Source organism: Acidimicrobiales bacterium (genome assembly GCA_035512495.1).
In the GTDB taxonomy this organism is placed as follows: Bacteria; Actinomycetota; Acidimicrobiia; order Acidimicrobiales; family CADCSY01; genus DATKDW01.
Genome location: DATKDW010000034.1, coordinates 26,274 through 45,984 on the forward strand (window position 1 = coordinate 26,274; position 19,711 = coordinate 45,984).

The window sequence follows — 19,711 nt, forward strand, 5'->3', positions numbered from 1 at the left end:
TGCGGGTGGTGTGGCCGGGGCTTCACCCGGACGCCCGGACCGGGTCGGCCGAGGCGGTACTGCAGGCCCTCGTGCCGGCAGATGGACTACGCCGCCCGGCGGCGCTCGGCCGAGCTGGGCCTGAGCGAGTCAGAGCTCGTCGTCGCCCGCGCCGAGCTCGACGACCTGCATGACCGTCTGTACGTGCTCGAGTGCGCTGTCGAGGACGTCGAGCGCGACCTCGCCATGGCGGGCGACGACCCCGACGAGGTCCGCCGGGCCCTGGACTGGCTCCTCGACGCCGCTCGGCCCCTCATCGATCGCCGGTTCCAGTCGTCCCGCCGATAATCCTCGTTACGTAAAGTAGCGTATCGTGGGCCTCACACGACCTCGTCGGCCTCACAGGTGTCGTCGCCGACGCACAGCCGGACGCCTCGCCCGATCACGGCCACGAGGGTCACCCGCTCCCCCGCCGCGTTCAGCTTGTCGAGTCGCAGCGTCAAATCGTCGTCGTCGGTGGCGACGCCGATGACCTCGGTGGTGGCGACATCGCCGAAGGCCAGGGCGGGCTCCATCTCGGCCAGGTCGGCAGCCTCGATCGGGCGGTCTCCGACGGTGAAGCTGGAGGACTCCTGGGCCAGGACCAGTGCCGAGGTCAGTGCCGTGCGGAGGTCGACCTCGACGGCACGCTGGGCCGCCCTCCCGGAGGCACTGAGGAAGGTGGGGATGGCGATCGCGAGGATGATCCCGATGATCGTGAGGACCACCGCCACCTCCACCAGCGAGAACCCTTCTTGGGCGCGCAGCGGCGACGCGTGCCGCGCCATGGGGCGTTGCGCGGGGTGCGCACGGTTGCGGTCGTTCGATCCGATGCGTGTCCCATCGGCGTCGAGGGCACGTTGTTGACGGTTCCCAGCCACGCATACCTCCTGAACGGCTCGCAGCCGCATGCACACCGTGGTGCAGTACGGTCAGCGCGTGGACACGGTGGACCAGATCTCGGAGCGCTACATCACGGCGATGGCAGCGCTCGACCCCCTGTCGGCCACGAGCTGGGGTGTCCCCGGCCACGAGGACAAGCTGACCGACTTCAGCCCCGCGGGCCTCGCGGCGCGGGCCGATCTGCAGCGGCGCACCCTCGCCGAGCTCGACGAGGTCGACCAGGGCGACGACCTCGACCGCGTCGCCGTGGAGGTCATGGCCGAGCGGTTGGGGTCGGCGCTCGACCAGTACGAGACCGGCGAGCTGGCACGCCCGCTACGAGTGCTGTTCAGCCCCCTGGCTCAGGTCCGATCCACCTTCGACCTGATGAGGTTCGAGACCGCGGCCGACTGGGAGGTGGGCCGGACCCGGATGGCGGCGGTGCCCGCAGCCCTCGCCGGGATCCAGGAGCTGCTCCAGGACGGCCTCGACCGCGACCACGTCGTCGCCCGCCGACAGGCCCTCGCATGCGCCCTGCAGTGCGACGCCTGGGGCCACGGCGACGACGGGTTCTGGGTGACGCTTGGCCGGAGGAGCCCCTCGGAGTCCCTCGCAGCCGAGGCCGCCGCGGCCGCCGACGCGTACCGGCGCCTCGGGCAGTGGCTCCGCGAGTCGTACGCGCCGCGTGCCACCCCGCACGACCCGGTCGGGCGCGACCGCTACCAGGCGTGGGCGCGGGCCATGAACGGGACCGACCTCGACCTCGACGAGACCTACGCCTGGGGCTGGGCCGAGCTCCGGCGAGTCGAGGACCGCATGCTCGAAGTGGCGGGGCGGATCCTTCCCGGAGCCACCCTCGAGGAGGTGATCGCCCACGTCGAGGCCGACCCGTCCTACGCCATCGACGGTGTCGAGGAGTTCCAGCGCTGGAACCAGGACCTGATCGACTCGACGATCGCGGCGATGGACGGCGTCCACTTCGAGATCGCCGAGCCGCTTCGCCGCTGCGAGGCGATGATCGCGCCGCCGGGCGGCGCGGCGGCGATGTACTACACGGGCCCGAGCGAGGACTTCAGCCGTCCCGGACGCACCTGGTACCCGACGCTTGGCAAGACCCGCTTCCCGCTGTGGCGGGAGGTGTCGATCTGCTACCACGAGGGCGTCCCCGGTCACCACCTGCAGATCGCCCAGGTGCGCTACCTCGCCGACACCCTCACCCGCTTCCAGCGCCTGGCCAGCGGGACGTCGGGCCACGCCGAGGGCTGGGCGCTCTACGCCGAGCGCCTGATGCAGGAGCTCGGGTTCCTCGACGACCCGGTCTTCGAGCTCGGCCAGCTCACCTGCCAGGCCATGCGCTCCGTGCGGGTGATCGTCGACATCGGCATGCACCTCGAGCTCCCCATCCCCGACGACGAGCCCTACCACCCCGGAGAGACGTGGACCCCCGAGCTCGCCCTGCCGTTCGTGATCGAGCGCTCGCGGTTCCCCAGCGACTTCATGGCCTCGGAGGTCGACCGGTACCTCGGCATGCCCGGCCAGGCCATCTCCTACAAGGTCGGCGAGCGCGTGTGGCTCGACAGCCGGGAGGCCGCCCGTCAGCGCCTCGGTGCCGCCTTCGACCTGAAGGAGTTCCACCGCGCTGCCCTCGACCTCGGCGGCATGGGCCTCGACCAGCTGGCCAGCGAGCTCGGCCGGCTCTGAGTCGACACCTCAACGAGTGGAGGGGACCACCGTGGCCGCGACGTCGGAGCGGTGAGTCGTCACGTGCCGTCGTGGACCGGAGCATCGACCTGCGCCGGGATCGCAGCGGCGACCATGGCGACGATGGGTGACGCCGACTCGCCCGGTTGCACGGCCGGCGGGAAGGCGTCTGCGTCGCCGTAGGCGAACACGCCGCCGTCGGCGGCCGCGAGCCAGTAGCCGTCACCGTCGGGGGTGACGGCGATGTCGACCACCGGGCCGGCGAGGGGCTCGCCGGCCCGCCCGCCGAAGAACTGCGCGTCGCCGACGGCGAACACCCCCCCGTCGGCGCTCGCCAACCAGTAGCCGTCACCGGTCGGGGTGGCGACCACGGCGACCACCGGCGCACCCAACGGCAGCGGCGCGGGCGGCGGGAACGCCGTCGCGTTGCCATAGGCGAACACGCCGCCGTCGGCGGCCGCGAGCCAGTAGCCGTCACCGTCAGGGGTGGCGGCGATGTCGACGATCGGCGCCGCAAGCGGCTCGCCGGCGCGATCGCCGGCGGACTGCGCCGCCCCTGAGGCGAAGACACCGCCCTGTGCGTCCACCAGCCAGTAGCCCGGCTCGTCGGGAGGAGGAGGAGGTGGAGGCGCCACCTCCTCGACCTCGTCGTCCTGGTTGACGATGTAGACCGCGACCACGCCTGTCAGCAGCACTGCTGCCACGAGAAGTGCCACCACACCCCACCTTCGCTCCACTGGTCTCCCCTCCATGGCTCGCGTCCTGTGGTCCCCTACCCGCGAACGGGCGGTCACGGGTCCCTCGCCTCGGCTCGTAGCCTCTCACGTCTGGCGGTCCGGGGCAGGAGAGACCTGCCAGCCCGACGCTAGCGTGGGCCCCATGACCGCGGTGCAGACCACATCGGCCTACCAGTGCATCGGCGTCTCTCCCACCACCGGCACCCTCGGTGCCGAGGTGACGGGGGTCGACGCGTCGGGGCCGCTCGACGAGGCCGTCGTGGCCGAGCTGCGCAAGGCGCTGATCGACCACCACGTCCTGTTCCTCCGCGACCAGTCCCTCTCCCCCACCCAGCAAGTCGCCTTCGGCCGCCACTTCGGCGAGCTCGACACCCACCCCTTCGTGGAGGGCATGGACGCCCACCCCGAGGTCATCGAGGTCATCACCGAAGCCGACGACCGAGCCAACTTCGGAGGTGGCTGGCACACCGACGTCACCTTCCTGGAGGAGCCCGACCTCGGCTCCATCCTCTACGCCGTGGAGGTCCCGCCCGCGGGGGGCGACACGCTCTTCGCCGACCAGCACGCCGCCTACGAGGCCCTCTCCGACGCCATGAAGAACATCCTCGACGGCCTGGTCGGCCTCCACTCCGCCGGGCAGCAGTACCGCGCCGGCGGGTACTCGACGCAGTCCCGATCGATGCGCACCAAGGAGGCCGAGGGCGTCGATGGCGTGGTCGAGCACCCGGTGGTCCGGACCCACCCGGAGTCCGGACGCAAGGCGCTCTACGTGAACCGGGCCTTCACGATCGGGATCAAGGGGATGCGGGACGAGGAGTCGGCGGCGCTGCTCCGCTTCCTCTTCACCCATGCCACCCGGGAGGCCTTCACCTGCCGCTTCCGCTGGGAGCCCGGCTCCCTCGCCATGTGGGACAACCGCAGCGTCCAGCACTACGCGCTGCACGACTACAAGGGCCACCGACGCCACATGCGCCGCATCACCGTCAAGGGCGACCGCCCGATCTGATCGTCACCGCCACGGCGTCGTGGTCGGACAACACGGTGCCGGCGGGCCCGACCGCCGGCACGATGGCAGGAGCCTCGACCTCCACCCCTCGCACGAGGATCCAGTCCAGGTGCATGAGGGGCGGCTTCGGCGATCCCGACGGCCCCGTGCGCTGCGTGGTGGCCCGGACGTTGGCGTCCTGCCAGCGATAGCCGTGGCGGGCGGCGACCCCGAACAGGGGCTCGTGGGACACGGGATCGACGAAGCGGTCAGGAGCCTCGACTGCCAACCCACGACGCAGGGCCGAGCTGTACATCTCCAGCGCCGCCGCCGAGAACGTGTTGAGGTCGCCGCCCACCACCACCGGACGATCGCCTGCATAGCCATCGACGGCCGTCAGCAGGCTCGCCATCTGGGCGGCTCGCCCGTCGGGGTCGCCGTGGCTCTCGAGGTGCACCGACACCACCACCAGCTCCTCCGTCCCCCACGGCACCGTCGCCACCACCGCCATGCGCCCACCCACCCGCGGCTCGGCTCGCCACGCCTCGGTGAACCAGGCCCCTCCAGTGTCGAAGCGCACGAGGATGGGGCGCCGCAGCTCCAGCGCCGAGAGCACCGCGGCACCGTGGAGGCCCCGTTCGTTGCGCTGACCGGCCAGCTCCTCGCGCTCGTCGCGGCCCCCGAGACCGAGCTCGACGAACTCGACGCCGAAGGCGTAGCCGTGGCCCAGGGCGTCGGCGATGACCGAAGGGGTGTGACGTTGCCCACTGCGGGCCATCCCCACGTCGAGCTCGGTGAGCAGCGCCACCTGGGCACCGGTGCCGGCGATGACCTCAGCGACAGCCTCGGGGTGCCGGCCCCGCTCCACGTTCCATGCGACCACCCGCAACCGCTCCACCGCCGTCGCCGGGGCTTCGGCGCCGCGCACCTCGACGGCCCGCAACGCGCCGAGGTGCTGGAGGGCGTGGGCGTGCACTGCGGCGTCGCCGAAGGCCCGAGCAAGCCGGTCTCGCTCGGCCGCAGGGACGTCCGGCAGCGGTGACACGACCTCGTCGTGCACCACCGCTGCCGGCTCGGTCATCCCTCAGGTCCTACGACACCTCGACGATGGTGAACATGCCCTTGAAGAAGTGGGGCTGGCCGTCGGCTGCGCTGACGAAGCAAGCGATCCCGTACAGACCAGGCTCGAGGTCCAGGTTGAGCACAGCCTGCTCGCCCGGCCCGGCATCGGTGCTCGTGGTGGGTCCACCGAAGTCAGTGTCCTCTTCGATCAGGCCAAAGAGGGCAGATGGGCCCTCCTCGGCCGCGGCCTCGGCCTCCTCCTTGGTCGTGCCCTCCTTGAAGCGCACGATGTCGATGTGGTGGTCCTCCTCGCCGTCGTTGGTCAACACCAGCGCGGTGCGACCGGACGCGACCGGACCGGACAGCTCGAAGGCGTACTCGGTGGCGGTCAGCTCGACTCGGGCGGCGCCCTCCTCGGGCTCCTGGGGCTCGGCTTCCTCCTCTTCGTCCTCCTCGCGCCCCTCGCAGTTCTCAGCCTCCCACTCCTCCACCCGCTCGATGGCCTGGTTGAACTCTCCGTCGGCGAAGGCGTCCATGCCGAGCTCTGAGTAGCGCTCGGCGGCGAGCTCGACGTCGTCGAGGATGTCGTCCGGGGCGATCTCCACCAGGTCGTTCACCTGATCTGCCGTCGGCGGCCCGTCCGCTTCGTCGAGCGCAGCCGAGGCGTCGCAGTACTCCTGGTGCTCGTCCCCGGCAACGGTGGTGTCGCTCGCCCCGGTCGTCTCACCGTCGTCGTCACCGCACCCCACCAGGCCAAGGAGCGTCACCGCTGCCGCCGCCGCCCACATTCCCCTGCGCACGTTCATCTGTCACTCCGTGTCCGGTCGCGCGACGACGCCCGCCGCGAATGCGGTGACGGTAGGCATGTCACAACGGCTCAGCCTCATCAAAATTGGGGAAACAAACCAGATGACCCGGCCATCGAGCGCGACCCTCACCCGGGCTGGTGGCCGTCGAGGATCCCGTGCAGGCCGCTCGGGGTGTGCTCCCCGATCACCAGCTGCTCCAGGAGCCCGATCCCGGTGCGGCCCTCCATCGTGACCCGGCAGGCGGTCTGCACGTGGATGTTGTGGAGGTCGACCGGGTCGAGATCGGCCAGGACGAGGGACTCGCCCCCCACCTCGAGCTCGCCATGGGCACGACCGTGACCCCAGTGGGGGTGCATGTAGCCGAGGCCCCGCATCCGGAAGGTGGAGAGGGGCTCGAAGCGGAGGTCGACCGTGGTCCCGTCCCGGCGTCGCATCGTGATCTCAGCCGACGCGATCTCACGGGTGCCGGGCCGCCACTGGAGGCGATGGTCGAGGCCGACCATGCGCTCGATGCCGAGGTCGACCCCCCACGTGGGTGCGTCTCCGCTCGACAGCACCGGGACGACCACGGCCGACTCGAGCCAACGTTGGCCGTCGGCCTCCTCGAAGACCGCCAGGTGGCTGCAGCGGTCGTCGAAGTGCACCGGGCCCCAGAGCCAGAACAGCTGGGGCGCCGAGGGCGCCAGGTTGGTCGGAGTGGCCTCACCCACGGGGCGGATCCCCCACGAGCGGTCCCTCGTGCCGACCGTGGTGTCGGCATCCACGACGGTCCGCTCGCCGTCGACGACCACCTCTCCCTCCCACCGACCCCACTGGGTGAGCCGGGTGTAGTCCATGACCAGCCGGCTGCCGGCGTGGCGGATGGTGCGCGGCTCCTCCACCGCACCGGTGCGAGCCCGGTAGAGGAGGTCAGCTTCGATCCCGTGGTCGTTCGGGCCCACGACGAGACGGATGGTCCTGAGGGGCTCGATGACCTCCACCCGGATCGGTCCGACCTCGGTGCGGCGGTCGGCGCTCATCGTCCCGGAGGCGAAGACCGAGCGCTGCACCCCATCGGCCACGACGCTGAAGGCGGCGTCGACGACCCCGCGGTTGGGGTAGTGGCCCATGGCGGCCGCGAACGACCGCTCGCCGTCGGTGTGGAGGCCGCCGAAGAAGTAGCGGTCGTAGGCGTTGGGATCACCCGTGGCCGGCGTGGCGATCGGCGCCGGTGTCTGGTGGATCGGCAGGTCGTCGGAGGGAGTCAGCACCGGGCCATGATGGCGCGCCCCGAGCGGGCGGTGCGCCCCCGAGCAGACGAGCCCACCGCATCCTTCGACGGTAGGCTTGGCGCCACGTCGAGCGCCGGAGGAACCCGTGGCTGAGCTGAAGATGAACCGTCCACCGAGCTTCGAGACGGTCGAGGAGGAGCGCCAGCATCGCAAGGAGCGCCTCGCCGCCGGCTTCCGGCTGTTCTCCCGGTTCGGGTTCGACGAAGGCGTCGCCGGCCACATCACCGCCCGCGACCCCGAGCACGACGACTGCTTCTGGGTCAACCCCTTCGGCATGCACTTCGGCCACATCCGGGCGTCGGACCTGATCCTCGTCAATCACCACGGAGAGGTCGTCCAGGGCGACCGTCCGGTCAACACCGCGGCCTTCGCCATCCACTCCCAGGTCCACGCCGCCCGGCCCGAGGCCGTGGCCGCGGCGCACTCCCACTCCGTGTACGGCAAGACGTGGTCGTCCCTCGGCCGACTCCTCGACCCGATCACCCAGGACGTGTGCGCCTTCTACGGCGACCACAGCCTCTTCGACGACTACACCGGCGTGGTGCTCGACGTGGAGGAGGGAAAGCGGATCGCCCACGCTCTCGGCGACAACAAGGCCGTCATCCTCCGTAACCACGGACTGCTCACGGTGGGCCAGTCGGTCGACGAGGCGGTCTGGTGGTTCATCACCATGGAGCGGTCCTGCCAGGCGCAGCTCCTCGCCGAGGCGGCCGGGACCCCCGTGCTCATCGACGAGGAGCAGGCGACCATCACCGCCGGCCAGGTCGGTTCCCAGATCGCCGGTTGGTTCAGCTTCCAGCCGCTCTACGAACGCATCGTCAGGGAGCAGCCCGACCTGCTCGAGTGAACCGGGGGACGGCCGGCCCGCTACCCGGAGCGCCGCGCGAGGGAGTCGGCCGTCCGCCTCGCGTCCTCGCCGATGCGGAACACGACGATCACCAGCTCGAGGCCCACCCGGGTCCAGATCAGGGCCAGCAGTGCGAAGAGCGGGACGAAGAGCAGCGAGGCGACGATGGCACCCGATTCGCCTGAGGCCACGGCGACGATCACCTGCGCGAGTGCCATGAGGCCGATCACGACCATGGCCAGGACGTAGATGATCTTCACCAGCTTGGTGGTCACGAAGCTCGAGAAGCTCATGTCGAAGAGCGAGCCGAAGAACCCGGCGTCCCCCGCGTTCGAGGTCGCGTAGCCGGGGACCCCGTAGTCGGGAGGCGGCGGCGGGCCCCAGCCCGGAGGCGGCGTGGCGGCAGGCGGCTGGCCCTGGGCCGGCGGGGGCCCCTGTGGTCCGGGAGATGGGTAGCCGCCGGTGGGTGGCTCCTGGGGCGGGACGTCGCTCATGGCTCCTCCTCGGTCGCGGGCCGCGCGTCGAAGGTTGGGACGAGGGTCCGCGCGGCGCGGGCCTCGTCGACCCGTCGGACCGGCGCGGTGCGGGGCGCGGCCCGATCGTCCTCGGAGGCTCCCTCGGCGATGGCGACCAGGGCGTCGCCGAGAGCGGCGAGGGTCTGGGGTGACTCGGTCTCGGTCGGCTCGATCATCAGGGCTTCGTCGACGATCAGGGGGAAGTACACCGTCGGCGAGTGGAAGCCTTCCTCGAGGAGGCGCTTGGCCACGTCGAGCGCCTTCACACCCGCGCGCTTCTTGAGGTTCGACGCCGAGACGACGCACTCGTGCATGCAGGGCCGGTCGAAGGGGATGTCGTAGGCCCCCCGCAGGCGATGACGGATCCAGTTGGCGTTGAGCACCGCTCCCTCGGCCACCCGACGGAGCCCGTCGCCGCCGTTCACCAGGAGGTAGGCGTACGCCCGGGCCAGGGCAAGGGCGTTGCCGTACCAGCCGTGCACCCGCCCGATGGAACGCTCCGGTGTCGCCCAGGCGTACGAGCCGTCTTCCACCTGGACGGCGATCGGGCCAGGGAGGTACGGGGCCAGCCGGGCCGAGACGGCCACGGGGCCGGCGCCGGGCCCGCCGCCCCCGTGGGGGACGGCAAAGGTCTTGTGCAGGTTCATGTGCACGATGTCGAACCCCATGTCGCCCGGGCGGGTCACGCCGAGGATGGCGTTGAGGTTGGCGCCGTCGTAGTAGAGGAGCCCACCGACCTCGTGCACGGCCGCGGCGATCTCGACGATGTCCTCCTCGAAGAGCCCGAGGGTGTTCGGGTTGGTGAGCATGATCCCGGCGACGTCCTCGTCGAGCACGGCACGGAGGGCGGCCACGTCGACGCAGCCCCGGTCGTCGCTCGGCACGGTCACGGTCTCGTAGCCACCGAGGGTGACCGATGCCGGGTTGGTGCCGTGGGCCGAGTCGGGGATGATCACCTTGGTGCGCTGGCGGCCCTGATCGGCGTGCCACGCCCGCATCAGCAGGAGGCCGGTGAGCTCGCCGGACGCTCCTGCCGGGGGCTGCAGGGTGGCGTCGTGCATGCCCGTGATCTCGCAGAGCGATGCCGCCAGCGAGTGGTAGAGCTCCAACCACCCCTGGACGAGGTGGTCCGGTGCCGCGGGGTGGGTGGACGTGAGCCCCACGAGCTCGGCGACGTCGTCGCAGAGCTTCGGGTTGTACTTCATGGTGCACGACCCGAGCGGGTAGGCGCCGAGGTCGACCGAGTACTGCCGGTGTGACAGGCGGGTGAAGTGGCCGACCAGGTCGCGCTCGGAGACCTCAGGCAGGAGGGGGGGCTCAGGCGCGAGGTGCTCGGCGGGGATCAGGTCGGCGGCCTCCCACTCCGGCAGGTCCTGGTCGCGGAACGACCACGCCGCCCTGCCGGTGACCGAGAGCTCGAAGATCGTCGCCTCGTTGTCGCGGCCCATCAGCGGGATGCTGGTGGCCCGACCGCCCGGCGCCGCCATCAGCGAACCACCTTCTCGAAGGCGGCGGCGTAGGCGTCGATCTCGCTCCGGGTGCGGCGCTCGGTGGCCGCCACCAGGAGCCCGGTCCCGTACTCGTCGCCGAGAGGGACCCCGGCGAGGAAGCCCTCTTCGGCCAGGCGGTCGACCACGGTGGTCGGGTCCACGGGCAGGCGTACGGCGAACTCTCGCAGGGTCGGCGCGTCGACGAGCGGCTCGACGCCGTCGATGGCGCACAGCGCCTCGCGGGTGTAGCGGGTGGCGCGGGCGCACCGCAGCGCCAGCTCCCGGAGACCCGCAGGACCGAGCCAGGCGAGCTGGATGGCGCAGACGACCGCGATCAGGGTCTGGTTGGTGCAGACGTTGGAGGACGCCTTCTCCCGCCGGATGTCCTGCTCGCGCGTGCGCAGCGTCGTGACGTAGGCCCGCCGGCCATCGACATCGACGGTCTCGCCGACGAGCCTGCCGGGAAGACGCCGTACGAGGTCGAGGCGGCAGGTGAACAGCCCGAGGTACGGGCCGCCGAACGAGAGCGGGGTGCCGAGCGGCTGCCCCTCCCCCACCACCACGTCGGCGCCGAGCGAGCCCGGGGTCTGCAGCAGGCCGGCGCTGACCGGGTCGGCGACCACGACGAGGAGGGCATCGTGCTCGTCGGCGACGGTGCGGGCGGCGGAGAGGTCCTCGATGCACCCGAGGTGGTTGGGGGTGGCCACCATCACGGCGCCGGGCGTCTCGCCGTCGGCGCCGTCCGGCCACGCCGTGCGGCCGTCAGCCAGGTCGACCTCGACCACGCGGTGACCGGTCCCGGCCGCAAAGGTCCGCATCGTCTCGCGCCACCTGGGGTGGACGCCCCGGCTCACCCAGACGGTCGGGCGACCGGTGACCGCCACCGCCAGGTTGGCCGCCTCCACACAGGCGGTGGCGCCGTCGTAGAGGGAGGCGTTGGCCACGGCGAGGCCGGTGAGGCGGGCGATCATCGTCTGGTACTCGAAGAGCGCCTGCAGGACGCCCTGGGCCACCTCGGGCTGGTAGGGCGTGTAGGCCGTGACGTACTCGGAGCGGAACGCAAGGCGGCGGACAGCGGCGGGCGACTCGTGGTCGTAGGCCCCGGCCCCAGCGAAGCAGACGAGTCCCCCGGCATTGCGACGGGCGAGCCGGCCGAGCTCGTCGACCACCTCGAACTCCGATCGTCCGTCGGCGATCCGGAGGTGACGCTCCCGGCCGTCGGGCCCCTCGTCGGCCACCAGCCTCAGCGCCTCGGGGATGGTCTCGAAGAGGTCGTCGAGCGATGTCAGGCCCATCGAGGCCAGCATCGTGGCGATCTCGTCGTCGGTGTGGGGGACGTAGTGCGCCATCAGGCCTCGCTGGGTTGGCGGCGGCGGACGAAGGGAGGCGCCACGATGCGACCGGGGGCCGCGGTGCCCCGTAGGTCGACGTGGACCCCAGCGCCCAGCTCGAGCTCGGGACGGACGAAGGCCAGCGCGATCCCACGCTCGAGCACGGGTGAGAAGTTCCCGCTCGTGACCACGCCCACGATGGCGCCGCCGGCCATGACGTGCTGGCCTTCCCGGGGTGGGCGCCGGCCGTCGAGCTCGATGCCGCGCAGGATCCGGGCCGGACCGCGCTCCCGCTCTGCCGCAAGCGGTGCCCGTCCTGGGAAGTCTCCCTTGTCCCAACCGACCACCCACCCGAGGCCAGCCTGCAGGGGCGTGATCCCGGGGCCGAGCTCGTGGCCGTGGAGCGGCAACCCGGCCTCGAGGCGCAGTGTGTCGCGCGCGCCCAGGCCCGCCGGTGTGATGCCGGCATCGACCAGGGCTGCCCAGAGCTCGCCGGCAGCCTCGGCAGGGACCGCCACCTCGACGCCGTCCTCCCCCGTGTAGCCCGTGCCGGCCACCACGCAGCCGACGTCGCGCCACGCGACCTCGGCCACCCGGAAGCGACCGACGCCGGCGGCCTCCTCCCACATCCCGGCCAGCCGTCGACGGGCACCGGGGCCCTGTACGGCGAGCACGGCGCGCTCCGACGTGACGTCGACCCCCCCGAGCGCTGCCACCACGCGCTCGGTGTTCGAGGCGTTGGGCACCACGTCGAAGCGCTCCTCGTCGACCCACCACACGATGATGTCGTCGACGACCGAGGCGTCGGCGGGGTCGAGGAGATGGGTGTACTGCGCACGCCCGGGACCGATCTTGGTCAGGTCGTTCGAGAGGGTGGCCTGCAGGGCGGCGAAGGCGCCGGGCCCCGTGCAGCGCACGGTGCCGAGGTGGCTCACATCGAAGACCGCGGCGTCGTCGCGGCACGCCCGGTGCTCGGCCAGGGTCCCTGAGGGGTACGACAGGGGCATCTCCCACCCGCCGAAGGGAACCATCTTGGCCCCCAGGCCGCGGTGGACGGCGTCGAGGGGAGAGGCCAGCGTCACGCCCCCGACCTTACCGGCGGCGATGGGGGGACCCGTTAGCGGGCGGCGGCTGCGTCCGGGCCCTCGGCCGAGCCGTCCTCGCCGGCCGGCGCCTCGGGGTGGAGCTCGTGGATGGCGGCGTCGACCTCCTCCTTGACCCCGGCGAGGGGGACGATGTTGAGCACGCCCTGGCCCTTGCGGACGAGGTCGACGATCTCCTCACCGCTGCGGGCGAGGATGGAGCCCGAGCCGTTGATCACCAGGTTGGCGGTTGCCACGTCCTCTCCCAGGTGCGTCCGGAGGTAGTCGATCGCCTTGCGGGCCGACTGCAGCGACACCCCGGCGTCGAGGAGGCTCTTGATGACCTTCAGCTCGAGGAGGTCCCGGTACGAGTAGCGGCGCTGGGTCCCGCTCCCCTTGGCGTCAGCCACCGACGGGCGGATGAGGTCGGTGCGGGTCCAGTAGTCGAGCTGGCGGTACGTGATCCCCACGATGGCGCAGACCTGCGGGCCGCGGTACCCCTCGTCGCTCATCCGGATCCCCTCACGTTGCCCGGGCCTGGTCGCTGTCGGACCACACCGCCGTAGTTACAGCCTTGTCATGATACGGCCGACGGTCGCGCGCGTCAACGGTCGCGCACCTCAACGGTCGCGCGGGGCGCTCAGCTCTCGAAGTCCTCGGGGCTGATCTGGTCGATGAACTCGCGGAACTCGTCGATGATCTGGTCCTGCTCCTCGGGCTCGTCGCTCGCCACCGGGCCGGCGGCGTCGTCGAGCACCTCCTCGCTGGCGAAGATGGCGGCGTCGACGCGCACGGCCAAGGCGATCGCGTCCGACGGGCGGCTCGACACCCGGTACACCGCACCGGCGAGGTGCAGCTCGAGCTCGGCGTAGAAGGTGCTGTCGCGCAGCTCGGTCACGGTGACGCTCACCACGGTGGCACCGAGCGCCTCGATCACGTCGCGGAGAAGGTCGTGGGTCATGGGCCGGGGCGGGGTCACCCCTTCGAGCGCCAGGGCGATGGCCTTGGCCTCCTCCGGCCCGATGTAGATCGGGAGGACGCGACGGTCCCCGCCCTGCTCCCGCAACAGCACCACCGGGTTGTTCGCCGGCAGCTCGAGGCGGACCCCGAGGAGCTCCATCTGCGCCACGGACCGACCCTACCGCCCCACCCCGATCTCGACACGGCGCCCAACCGCGCCCTCAGTGGCCCTCGGTGTGCTCCCGGAGCGCCTGGCGGAGCATGGCCCCGCGCATCGACTCACCGAGGCGCGCCAGCTCGACGAGGGTCTGGCGGGCCTGGCTGCGGGCGACCGGGTTGCGCTGCTTCATGAGCGGGACCACGAGCTGCTCGTAGAAGCCGGCCTCGCGCTCGGTGGCGGTCTTGAACATCCGCAGGTGCCGAGCCTCGACCCCGTGCTTGGCGAAGGACCCCGCGAGCCGGGCGACGACGAGGGCGTCGCCGTCGAAGTACACCTGGCCGGCGACTGCCCGACCGGCGACCATGTCGTAGCGCTCGAGCTCGGCGAGGTGGCCCTCGGTGAGCCCGCTGGCGTGGAGGAGCTCGTCGCGGGTGAGCGACGTGGACGTCAGGTCCTGCTCGAGCGGCCCGCCCCGGCCCGTCGACGCCGAGGCCCCGGTCGCCGCGCCTACGGAGGACGTTGCCGGGTTGGGCACGGCCGGCGGCTCGACGCCGCGATCCGACCCCGGCTGGTCGCCATCGGTGGCCGGCCCGCCCGGCTCGGGCTCGCCGTCACCGTTGGTCTCGAGCTTCTCCTTGATCACCTTCAGAGGCAGGAAGTTGTCGCGCTGCTGGCGGAGGATCCAGCGCAGGCGATCGACGTCGGGCTGGTGGAACTTCCGGTAGCCCGACGGCGTCCGCTCGGGGTCGATGAGGCCCTGGCTCTCGAGGAAGCGGATCTTGGAGATGGTGACGTCGGGGTACTCGCCCTTGAGCAGGTCGAGGACCTCACCGATCGAGAGGAAGCTGCGGTCGGCGCCGTCCGGCCCGTCGCCGCTCTCGGTGGCGCTCACGCCTCGTCCGAAGGAGGCGGGTCGCCGGCGGCGAGGAACACCAGCTTGAACCGCCCGACCTGCAGCTCGTCGCCGTTGGACATGGGCGCAGACTCGATGCGCTCACGGTTGAGGTACGTCCCGTTGAGCGAGCCCACATCGCGCACCTCGTAGCCCTCCGGGACCCGCACGACCTCGGCGTGGCGGCGCGAGACGGTCACGTCGTCGAGGAAGATGTCGCTCTGGGGGTGGCGGCCCACCGAGACGACGTCGCGGTCGAGCGCGAAGCGGGACCCCGACCCAGGACCCCGCCGGACCACCAAGAGGCCCTGCCCGCTCTCGAGCTCGTCGAGGGCAACGGCGACGTCGTGGTCGTTGCCGGGGTCGTCGCTGATGGGCACCGACTGCGATTGGGTGTGGTCCTCGCCACGGCTCGCCATGGTCTGTCCGCATGACGAACAGAAGTTGGCGTGTTGCGGGTTGGCGTGTCCGCACTGGTTGCAGAAGACCTCAGGCATCGTTCTCCTCGCCGGCGGGACCGGGCATCAGCCTTCGAGCAGGGTCCGGTAGGCGGCAGCGTCGAGCAGGTCGTCGACGACAGCGGCATCGGCCAAGTCGATCACGCAGATCCAGCCTTCACCGTAGGGGTCCTCGTTGAGGCGCTGTGGTGCATCGGCCAGGTCGACGTTCACGGCGCTGACCGTGCCGGCCACCGGGGCGTAGATGTCGGAGACCGACTTGGTGGATTCGACCTCCCCGACCGCGGCACCAGCAGTGACGCTGGCGCCGACGTCGGGAAGCTGGACGAACACGACGTCGCCGAGGGCGTCTTGGGCGTAGTCGGTGATGCCGATGCGGGCAGAGCCGCCCTCGAGGCGGACCCACTCGTGATCGGTCGAGTAGCGCAGGTCGTCAGGGATCTCCATCGGCGACGACGTTACCGCGTCGGTGTGACGCTCGACCTCGGGTCGAGCCTGAGGGCCCGCGCGCCGACCGCTACCGGATCAGCATGCGGATGCGCCGGGCGCACTCCTCGATCATCTGGCGGGCGGCGGCGTTGCTCCCCGCCTCGGCCCAGACGTGGGTGACGGGCTCTTCCGGGTCGGGCAGGGCGAGCACCCACCCCCCATCCCTGATCGTCTTGATCCCGTCGATGAGCTCGACCTCGCCCTCCGCGGACTCCACCAGCCCTCGCATCACCGCGCCCTTCTGCGCCCATGGAGTCGACACCGTCTCGTGGATCACGTGGGTGCGCGGCAGGTCGGCGACCACCTCGGAGAGGCGGGAGCCGGTGCGGGCCAACAGCTCCAGCAGCTTGGCGAACGAGAACATGGCGTCGTAGGCCGGGAGGAACTCGGGGAAGACGAACCCACCATCGAGGCTCCCGGCGAAGGCCACGCCGTCCGCCAGGGCCGCATGGGTGAGCGCGGACGTGGACAGCTTTGTCCGCAGGACCTCGGCGTTGACTGCCGCTGCCAGCGGCTCCACCGCCGACGTGGCGGTGACGGGCACTGCCACGCGGCACCCTTCGGGCGTGGTCCGGCCGACGAGCTGGACGAAGGTGAGGAGGGCCTCGCTGTCGGTCAGGACCTGGCCTTCGTCGTCGACGATCGTGAGGTGCTCACCGCCGGCGTCGATGATGACGCCCATGTGGGCGCCCGACGAGCGGACCAGCTCGGCGACCTCGCCGGCCCGGGCGTCCCGGTCGAAGCTGGCCGCCGATGCCGTGGACGCGTAGGGGTTCACCGCCAGCACCTCGGCGCCAAGCTTGGCCAGGACGTTGGGCATCACGAACGCGGTGGTGCCGTACGAGTAGTCGATGACGACCTTGAACCGCTTGGCCCGGACGGCGGAGGTGTCGACCACGCTGGTCAGCGCGGCGGTGTAGTACTCGATCGTCCGGGGCGGGAACCCGATGTCGCCGATGTCGCCGGGGAAGACCCGCCGGAAGTCCTCCCGGGCGAAGAGGCGCTCCACCTTGCGGGTGGCGTTCTCGTCGAGGTCGGTGCCCCACTCGTCGAGGAAGCGGAGCACGACCGACTGGGCGTCGCCGGCCACGAGGCGGACGCTGATCCCACCTTGCGAGCGCTGGGAGCGGACATGGAACCGGGTTGCCGGCACCGGCGCCACCTCAAGGTCGTCGACCGACACGCCGGCGGCGTTGAGCCCGGCCATCACCGCTCGCTTGAGCATCCGCGCCGAGCGGCTCGAGTCGCGGGAAGTGGTGACGGTGGCGCCCTTCTTGAGGGTGGTGGCGTAGGCCATCGCCACCCTGGTGGCCAGCTCCGGCGTGATGTCGACGTTGGCGAGGCCCGACACCCCGTCGCGCCCGAAGAGGCTCCGCGACCCTCGGCTCTCCCAGATGAGCGACGAGTTCACGACCGCCCCAGCCTCGACCGTCTTGAACGGGTAGACCTTCACCGCCGAGCTGAGCACCGCCCGCTCTCCGACGAAGCACTCGTCGCCGACCACGACGCCCTCCTCGCACCGGGCGCCGGGTCGGAGGTCGCAGGACCGCCCGATCACCGCGCCGCGCACCCGCACGCCGTTGCCGAGGTAGGAGCCGTCGTGGATGACGCTGCGCTCGACCTCGGCGTCGTGGCGGACCATGACGTTCGATCCGAGGACGCTGTACTCGCCGAGGCGGGCACCGGCCTCCACGCGGGTGTGGCTCCCGATCACGACCGGCCCCTCGATCCGGGCGTCTGGGTGGACCTCGGCCCCCTCCCCCAGCCACACCCCGCCGTCGAGACGGAAGCCCTCGATGTCGAGGTCGACCTTGCCGTCGAGCACGTCCCGGTGGGCCGAGGTGTAGGCCTCCAGGGTCCCCACATCCTCCCAGTAGCCCTCCGACACATGGCCGAAGATCGGCTCCCCCTTGGCGAGCAGCTCGGGGAAGACCTCGCCGGAGAAGTCGACCGGTCGGTCGGCGGGGATGTAGTCGAAGATGCGCGGCTCGAGGACGAAGATGCCGTTGTTGACGGTGTCGCTGAAGACCTGCCCCCACGTCGGCTTCTCGAGGAACCGCTCGATGGAGCCGTCCTCGTTGGTGATGACGATCCCGAACTCGAGGGGGTTCTCGACGGCGGTGAGACCGATGGTGGCCAGCGCCCCGGTGGCCTCGTGGGACTCGACGACGCGGCTCAGGTCGATGTCGGTGAGCACATCGCCGGAGATCACCAGGAAGCGCTCGTCGAGCTCGTCCATGGCGTTGCGGACCGAGCCCGCCGTGCCCAGGGGTGACTCCTCGGTGGCATAGACCATCCGCACGCCGAACTCGGAGCCGTCGCCGAAGTAGTTGCTGATGTTGTTCGCCATGAAGGCGACGGTGACGACGATGTCGTCGAAGTCGTACCGCTGGAGCAGCGTGACGATGTGCTCCATCATCGGCCGGTTCGCAAGGGGGATCATCGGCTTGGGTTGGTTCGAGGTGAGGGGTCGGAGACGGGTGCCCTCGCCGCCCGCCATGATCACGGCCTTCATGCCGACGAACCTACCCCGCGGGCGTCGTCGCCCACGCGGGCGATCCGCCACGCGTCACGCGCGGGACGGAGGTAGAGCGCGGCCGCGAGGTAGCCGAGCACGAGCCCCGGCACCACGCACACCCACGCCAGCACCGTGGCCGCCCCCGCCCACGTTGCCTCCGATGCCCCGGCGAGGAACAGCGGGTAGGCGAACATCAGGCCGAAGGTGCCGGCCTTCCCCCACCAGCTCACCGGGATCGGCTTTGCCCGGGCCAGGGCGAGCACGCTGGCGATGGCGAAGACCACCGACTCACGGGCGATGGTCAGGACCGCCACCACGACCGGGACCGAGCCGTCGATGAGGATCGCCACCACCGCGACGACGAGCAGCATGCGGTCGGCGATGGGGTCGAGGAGCTTGCCGAGCTCGGAGACCTGGTCCCATCGGCGGGCGATGAAGCCGTCGACCCAGTCGGTGGCGCCGAGCGCGGCGAGCAGCAGCGCCGCCTGGACGCGCTCCTCACGACCGAACAGGAGGAGGAGGAACAGCGGGATGCACAGCAACCGGACCACGGAGATGGCGTTGGGGACCGTGAGGATCCGGCTCTCGCCCTCCGCCACCGCGACGACGGTCGGGGCGGCCGGCTCGAGGGGCTCGGTCGGTCCACCAGTGGGTGTCGCCATGGTCGGAGTCTAGGACTCGGTGCCCTGGGCCCCCGCGGGTGCGAGCAGCTCCGGACCGTCGTTGCGCACGTCGTTCACCGCCGTGGTGACCTCCACCTGCTCGAAGCCTCCACTCGGCCGCAGCAGTCCCCCGAGCGCGCCCGGCTCGTCGTGGCTCGGGTCGAGCCAGGCGTCCCAGGCCCCCTGCTCGAGCACCACCGGCATGCGGTCGTGCAGCTCGGCGAGCTCGGGACTCGCCTCGGTGGTGATGATCGTGCAGCTGACCAACCGGTCCGTTCCGCCCTCACCACGCCAGACATCCCAGAGCCCGGCGAGGGCGAGGAGCCCCCCGCCCCGTGGCCGGACGTGGACCGGCTGCTTGCGCCCGCCGCCAACGGCCGGGCGCCACTCGTAGAACCCATCGGCCGGTACGAGGCAGCGCCTGCGGGCAAGGAGCCGGCGAAAGGCCGGCTTGGTGTCGAGGGTCTCGGCCCGGGCGTTGATCATGCGACTCCCGATCCTCGGGTCGTCGGCCCACGACGGCACCAGGCCCCACCGCATGACGCCGAGCCGCCGCCGGTCGTCGACCTCCACCACGGCGTAGACGGGGTCGGTCGGCGCCACGTTGTAGCGGGGGCCGAGGTCGTCGGCCCGCACCTCCTCGACGCCGAAGTGCCCGACGATGTCGTCGATCGGCGTCGTCGAGGTGAAGCGGCCGCACACGGTCGCGACGCTACCGGCGGGCGGGTCCACGCACCGCTGCGGCGGCGGCCCTACGCTCGGCCGCGGTCCCCGTCCACGCCCGGATCCGCCGCCGGACGATGGACGGGGGCCGTTGACGTCACTGGGTGCCCTACCCGCTC

The 19,711-nt window shown here is 71.4% G+C and carries 21 protein-coding genes; 4 read left to right on the forward strand and 17 right to left on the reverse strand.

The genetic code is table 11. The features are described from left to right. The first annotated feature begins 81 nt into the window (after positions 1–81). Entirely contained in the window at positions 82–327 is a 246-nt protein-coding gene (locus VMN58_04130) for a hypothetical protein (protein HUF32380.1), read from the forward strand. 32 nt (positions 328–359) lie between these two features. Here the strand turns inward: VMN58_04130 and VMN58_04135 are convergent, their stop codons facing one another. Next, on the reverse strand, positions 360–806 hold the full coding sequence (locus VMN58_04135) for a prepilin-type N-terminal cleavage/methylation domain-containing protein (protein ID HUF32381.1): 447 nt from the start codon (positions 804–806) through the stop codon (positions 360–362). A gap of 151 nt (positions 807–957) precedes the next feature. Here VMN58_04135 and VMN58_04140 point away from each other — a divergent pair, with 151 nt between their 5' ends. After that, positions 958–2,601 (forward strand): DUF885 domain-containing protein, encoded by a 1,644-nt coding sequence (locus VMN58_04140; GenBank protein ID HUF32382.1) that lies wholly within the window; start codon positions 958–960, stop codon positions 2,599–2,601. A 59-nt stretch (positions 2,602–2,660) separates the two neighbouring features. On the opposite strand, the gene VMN58_04145 is transcribed toward VMN58_04140, so the two are convergent. Then, positions 2,661–3,317 (reverse strand): hypothetical protein, encoded by a 657-nt coding sequence (locus VMN58_04145; protein ID HUF32383.1) that lies wholly within the window; start codon positions 3,315–3,317, stop codon positions 2,661–2,663. Between the two features lie 163 nt (positions 3,318–3,480). Between VMN58_04145 and VMN58_04150 the strand changes: the two genes are divergently transcribed. After that, positions 3,481–4,344, forward strand: coding sequence for a TauD/TfdA family dioxygenase (locus VMN58_04150; protein ID HUF32384.1), 864 nt, complete (start codon positions 3,481–3,483; stop codon positions 4,342–4,344). Here VMN58_04150 and VMN58_04155 read toward each other — a convergent pair. The 3 genes from VMN58_04155 to VMN58_04165 all read right to left on the reverse strand — a co-directional run bounded on the left by VMN58_04155 (position 4,322) and on the right by VMN58_04165 (position 7,444). After that, the gene (locus tag VMN58_04155; GenBank protein ID HUF32385.1) at positions 4,322–5,404 is read right to left on the reverse strand and encodes an endonuclease/exonuclease/phosphatase family protein; all 1,083 of its coding nucleotides are present in this window, start codon (positions 5,402–5,404) and stop codon (positions 4,322–4,324) included. The two genes, VMN58_04150 and VMN58_04155, sit on opposite strands and share 23 nt — an antisense overlap. A gap of 10 nt (positions 5,405–5,414) precedes the next feature. Further along, positions 5,415–6,191 carry a hypothetical protein gene (locus VMN58_04160; protein HUF32386.1) on the reverse strand — a complete coding sequence of 259 codons (777 nt, stop codon included), beginning with the start codon at positions 6,189–6,191 and terminating at the stop codon, positions 5,415–5,417. 128 nt (positions 6,192–6,319) lie between these two features. Next, positions 6,320–7,444 (reverse strand): hypothetical protein, encoded by a 1,125-nt coding sequence (locus VMN58_04165; GenBank protein HUF32387.1) that lies wholly within the window; start codon positions 7,442–7,444, stop codon positions 6,320–6,322. Between the two features lie 76 nt (positions 7,445–7,520). Here VMN58_04165 and VMN58_04170 point away from each other — a divergent pair, with 76 nt between their 5' ends. Next, on the forward strand, positions 7,521–8,312 hold the full coding sequence (locus VMN58_04170; GenBank protein ID HUF32388.1) for a class II aldolase/adducin family protein: 792 nt from the start codon (positions 7,521–7,523) through the stop codon (positions 8,310–8,312). A 20-nt stretch (positions 8,313–8,332) separates the two neighbouring features. Here the strand turns inward: VMN58_04170 and VMN58_04175 are convergent, their stop codons facing one another. The 12 genes from VMN58_04175 to VMN58_04230 all read right to left on the reverse strand — a co-directional run bounded on the left by VMN58_04175 (position 8,333) and on the right by VMN58_04230 (position 19,571). Further along, complete coding sequence (locus VMN58_04175; GenBank protein HUF32389.1) at positions 8,333–8,806, reverse strand: DUF4282 domain-containing protein; 474 nt, start codon at positions 8,804–8,806, stop codon at positions 8,333–8,335. Next, entirely contained in the window at positions 8,803–10,314 is a 1,512-nt protein-coding gene (gene gcvPB / locus VMN58_04180; GenBank protein HUF32390.1) for an aminomethyl-transferring glycine dehydrogenase subunit GcvPB, read from the reverse strand. The genes VMN58_04175 and gcvPB overlap by 4 nt, the downstream gene beginning before the upstream one ends. Continuing rightward, positions 10,314–11,666, reverse strand: coding sequence for an aminomethyl-transferring glycine dehydrogenase subunit GcvPA (gene gcvPA / locus VMN58_04185; GenBank protein HUF32391.1), 1,353 nt, complete (start codon positions 11,664–11,666; stop codon positions 10,314–10,316). Before gcvPA ends, gcvPB begins: the two co-directional genes overlap by 1 nt. Further along, the gene (gene gcvT / locus VMN58_04190; GenBank protein HUF32392.1) at positions 11,666–12,730 is read right to left on the reverse strand and encodes a glycine cleavage system aminomethyltransferase GcvT; all 1,065 of its coding nucleotides are present in this window, start codon (positions 12,728–12,730) and stop codon (positions 11,666–11,668) included. Before gcvT ends, gcvPA begins: the two co-directional genes overlap by 1 nt. Positions 12,731–12,765: 35 nt before the next feature. Further along, positions 12,766–13,242, reverse strand: a complete 477-nt coding sequence (locus VMN58_04195; GenBank protein ID HUF32393.1) for a MerR family transcriptional regulator — start codon at positions 13,240–13,242, stop codon at positions 12,766–12,768. A 128-nt stretch (positions 13,243–13,370) separates the two neighbouring features. Further along, a complete protein-coding gene (locus VMN58_04200) occupies positions 13,371–13,850 on the reverse strand; it encodes a bifunctional nuclease family protein (protein HUF32394.1) in 480 nt (159 codons plus the stop codon). Positions 13,851–13,911: 61 nt separating this feature from the next. After that, entirely contained in the window at positions 13,912–14,742 is an 831-nt protein-coding gene (locus VMN58_04205) for a MerR family transcriptional regulator (GenBank protein ID HUF32395.1), read from the reverse strand. Beyond that, positions 14,739–15,239, reverse strand: a complete 501-nt coding sequence (locus VMN58_04210; GenBank protein ID HUF32396.1) for an FHA domain-containing protein — start codon at positions 15,237–15,239, stop codon at positions 14,739–14,741. Before VMN58_04210 ends, VMN58_04205 begins: the two co-directional genes overlap by 4 nt. Before the next feature lie 27 nt (positions 15,240–15,266). Then, the gene (gene gcvH / locus VMN58_04215; GenBank protein ID HUF32397.1) at positions 15,267–15,647 is read right to left on the reverse strand and encodes a glycine cleavage system protein GcvH; all 381 of its coding nucleotides are present in this window, start codon (positions 15,645–15,647) and stop codon (positions 15,267–15,269) included. Between the two features lie 70 nt (positions 15,648–15,717). Next, positions 15,718–18,204, reverse strand: coding sequence for a mannose-1-phosphate guanyltransferase (locus VMN58_04220; protein ID HUF32398.1), 2,487 nt, complete (start codon positions 18,202–18,204; stop codon positions 15,718–15,720). Next, positions 18,201–18,869, reverse strand: a complete 669-nt coding sequence (locus VMN58_04225; GenBank protein ID HUF32399.1) for a CDP-alcohol phosphatidyltransferase family protein — start codon at positions 18,867–18,869, stop codon at positions 18,201–18,203. The genes VMN58_04220 and VMN58_04225 overlap by 4 nt, the downstream gene beginning before the upstream one ends. A 9-nt stretch (positions 18,870–18,878) precedes the next feature. Continuing rightward, positions 18,879–19,571, reverse strand: coding sequence for an SOS response-associated peptidase (locus VMN58_04230; GenBank protein HUF32400.1), 693 nt, complete (start codon positions 19,569–19,571; stop codon positions 18,879–18,881). Between the last annotated feature and the right edge of the window lie 140 nt (positions 19,572–19,711).

What these genes read in the sequence shown, in the direction of transcription:
- gcvPB (HUF32390.1), bottom strand. Translation starts at nt 10,314, where the DNA reads ATGGCGGCGCCGGGCGGTCGGGCCACCAGCATCCCGCTGATGGGCCGC.
- VMN58_04135 (HUF32381.1), bottom strand. Translation starts at nt 806, where the DNA reads ATGGCGCGGCACGCGTCGCCGCTGCGCGCCCAAGAAGGGTTCTCGCTG.
- VMN58_04200 (HUF32394.1), bottom strand. Translation starts at nt 13,850, where the DNA reads ATGGAGCTCCTCGGGGTCCGCCTCGAGCTGCCGGCGAACAACCCGGTG.
- VMN58_04155 (HUF32385.1), bottom strand. Translation starts at nt 5,404, where the DNA reads ATGACCGAGCCGGCAGCGGTGGTGCACGACGAGGTCGTGTCACCGCTG.
- gcvH (HUF32397.1), bottom strand. Translation starts at nt 15,647, where the DNA reads ATGGAGATCCCTGACGACCTGCGCTACTCGACCGATCACGAGTGGGTC.
- VMN58_04160 (HUF32386.1), bottom strand. Translation starts at nt 6,191, where the DNA reads ATGAACGTGCGCAGGGGAATGTGGGCGGCGGCGGCAGCGGTGACGCTC.
- VMN58_04130 (HUF32380.1), top strand. Translation starts at nt 82, where the DNA reads ATGGACTACGCCGCCCGGCGGCGCTCGGCCGAGCTGGGCCTGAGCGAG.
- VMN58_04150 (HUF32384.1), top strand. Translation starts at nt 3,481, where the DNA reads ATGACCGCGGTGCAGACCACATCGGCCTACCAGTGCATCGGCGTCTCT.
- VMN58_04175 (HUF32389.1), bottom strand. Translation starts at nt 8,806, where the DNA reads ATGAGCGACGTCCCGCCCCAGGAGCCACCCACCGGCGGCTACCCATCT.
- VMN58_04225 (HUF32399.1), bottom strand. Translation starts at nt 18,869, where the DNA reads ATGGCGACACCCACTGGTGGACCGACCGAGCCCCTCGAGCCGGCCGCC.
- VMN58_04195 (HUF32393.1), bottom strand. Translation starts at nt 13,242, where the DNA reads ATGAGCGACGAGGGGTACCGCGGCCCGCAGGTCTGCGCCATCGTGGGG.
- VMN58_04210 (HUF32396.1), bottom strand. Translation starts at nt 15,239, where the DNA reads ATGCCTGAGGTCTTCTGCAACCAGTGCGGACACGCCAACCCGCAACAC.
- gcvPA (HUF32391.1), bottom strand. Translation starts at nt 11,666, where the DNA reads ATGGCGCACTACGTCCCCCACACCGACGACGAGATCGCCACGATGCTG.
- VMN58_04220 (HUF32398.1), bottom strand. Translation starts at nt 18,204, where the DNA reads ATGAAGGCCGTGATCATGGCGGGCGGCGAGGGCACCCGTCTCCGACCC.